The sequence below is a fragment of the Thiothrix sp. genome (genome assembly GCF_028714775.1).
Taxonomy (GTDB): domain Bacteria; phylum Pseudomonadota; class Gammaproteobacteria; order Thiotrichales; family Thiotrichaceae; genus Thiothrix.
Genome location: NZ_JAQTLS010000070.1, coordinates 1 through 2,546, shown reverse-complemented (window position 1 = coordinate 2,546; position 2,546 = coordinate 1). Strand labels below are relative to the sequence as shown.

Sequence of the window (2,546 nt, the reverse complement as noted above, 5' to 3'; positions counted from 1 at the left end):
TGATTTCAAGGGGCTATTCTGCGGAATTCCTTCTGGACTACTGGATTATTCCCTCGGCTTTGACTACGGCAACGAACACCTTTTTGATAAAGGACAGAACGGCCCTGATGATACCCTACGGCGTGGCGGGGGATATACTTGTCGGGAACGGAATAAATGTCTCACAGGGGCAGGCTTTTATAGCGGAATATGAAAAGAAACGGGATTCCATAGACACTTCAACGGAATACGGCAAACAGGAAATAAGTAATTCAAGAGGTTGGTGATAACATGGCCTTGCAGGAATACCCCATAACGGCTTTCATAGGCGGGCTTAATGTAACAAAGCCGCCAACAGACATAGACGACGACCAGAGTCCGGATTGTGAAAATATCGTCAACAATGAGCTTTACGGCATAAACTCAAGGTATGGCTATTCAAAATACTATACCACAGCTTTGGGAACTGCGAATGTAAACGCTTTGTTTGTTTACAACTCCTTCAGTTCGTCCGATTTCATTTATCCCATGGGTACGTCCTTGAAAATAGACCTGGCAGGTTCGGCTTCTACGATTTATTCCGGCATGGTGTCGGGCAAGGTCAGGGCGTTTGAAATGAATGGTTATATCTACTTTCAGGACGGTTCGGGCTATATCGAATACAACGGCGCGACGGCCTCTACGGTATCGGGATACATACCAACCTATTATGCAGACAAGAATCCCGACGGGACGGGCGGAGGACAGATAGACGAACTGAACTATATCTCAAGTGCTTTCAAGGAAACCTTTTCAGGGAACGCCACGGGTACGACCTTCTACATGTCATTCGGGAGCCTTACTACAGGAAACAATACAGTTATAGTCAACAATGTTACCCTGGCCTCTGGTGCGGCTACAAGCGGTTTTAACGTGAATTATGCAAGCGGATACTTTACTTTAACGACAGCGGCGACTTCCGGCATAGGAAACGTGGAAATAACCGCCAATAAACCTGTTTTAAATGCAACCTGTATAACAAACTGCACATTCAATGAAACATACGGCGAGGGAAATGACACCAACGTTTATTTGAGCGGGAATTCGTCTTTCCCTGCAAGGGTTTTCTGGAGTGACACCCTGGACCCGACTTATTACCCCGCGACCTCCTATGCGGATGTGGGAGTCAAAAACGACAAGATGATGGGCTTTTTAAAGACCGCCAACACACTCCAACTATGGAAATACCGTTCGGTTCACGGGCTTGTGGGAGCGCCCCCGAACAATTCAATCACGGAAATGTACGACGGCGAGGGGCTTGTTGCGACCGATACCTTGAAACTGGTTGACGGCATTCCAACCGGACTGAGTCAGCGCGGAATGGTTCAACTTAAGTCGGAGGGAAACGGATACAAGCTTGACCTTATAAGCGAGGATATAAACGGATTCACCGGAATTCGCGACGGACTCATGACGGAAACCGCCGCAAACAGGGGGGCGGCTTTTGCGGTAATTCATGACAAGAAATACTGGCTGCATGTGAACGACAAGATTTTCATTCTGCAATACAACCTGATTCACTCGGGCAACGGGAGGACTGTTTATCCATGGGTGAAATGGACGCTTGCCAACAATGCGAACTGCTTCAATGTCAAGGACGGGTATCTTTATTTTGGAAATGCCGGTAATCTATACAAGTTCGACCCATCGGCGGTTAGTGACAACGGGACGGCGATAGATTCCTACTGGTATTCAAAGAAAATGAATCCCGGGCAGAGTTACGACCTTATAAAGCTTTTCACCCACTTGTACTTTGAATTCAGGACAATGTTCGGAAATACGACAATAGCCATAACCGTATATATCAACGACATAACGGGCGCGTCAATTACTACATCGTACTTACTGGCCGGTGTATGGATACCCGATGCTTTCAACCCGAATGCTTTTGCACCGAATATAGCGATTTACACCAATTTCCCCAAAAGGGTGCCTATCAATCTGAAGGGAAAGTATTTCCAATACAAGGTAAGGTGCAATACATTGAATCAGGGATTTACCTTGCTTAACAGCAAACTACATTTTACGATAGACAGGCGGGTGATATAAATGGGAGTAGAAAAAACAGACAACTACATAAGGGCAAGGGGATATTACGACAACCCCGGTACCCTTTTAACCGTAAGTTTTCAGACACTAAATCTTTTGTCCGGACTTACGGCAAGCGCAACGACTTTAAACAATGCGACAACTACTTCCATTGGCTCACTTGAACTATTGATACATTTGGGGGGTTGACTATGGCTTATACTTATTTAAGCATGTATTCAGGCACACTTACCACCACGTCAACAACAGTATATACAACAACAGTTTCTACAGTGGCAAAGGAAGCGATAATAACAAATACAAATTCATCCGCAATCAATGCATACATAAAGCTTGGCAGTGCGGTATTGTGGCCGACAAAATCCGTATCGGCAAACCAGTCCTATGTGATACCTTTAAATACGCATTTGGCGGCAAGCGCGGCTATAGTGGCTTACGCCTCGGTTGCAAGTTCTATAGACATACATTTAAGCGGTTTT

General features: G+C 45.6%; 3 protein-coding genes. All 3 read left to right on the top strand.

Annotated elements, in window-relative coordinates; all coding sequences use genetic code 11:
- Positions 1-266, top strand: a 266-nt coding sequence (locus PHE17_RS21675) for a hypothetical protein (protein WP_301018013.1), incomplete at its 5' end; no start/stop codon positions are given.
- A 4-nt stretch (positions 267-270) separates the two neighbouring features.
- A complete protein-coding gene (locus PHE17_RS21670; RefSeq protein ID WP_301018012.1) occupies positions 271-2,067 on the top strand; it encodes a hypothetical protein in 1,797 nt (598 codons plus the stop codon).
- 191 nt (positions 2,068-2,258) lie between these two features.
- A partial coding sequence (locus PHE17_RS21665) for a hypothetical protein (protein ID WP_301018011.1) occupies positions 2,259-2,546 on the top strand: 288 nt, incomplete at its 3' end.

Coding starts and splice junctions, on each gene's coding strand:
- PHE17_RS21670 (WP_301018012.1), top strand. CDS start 271: ATGGCCTTGCAGGAATACCCCATAACGGCTTTCATAGGCGGGCTTAAT.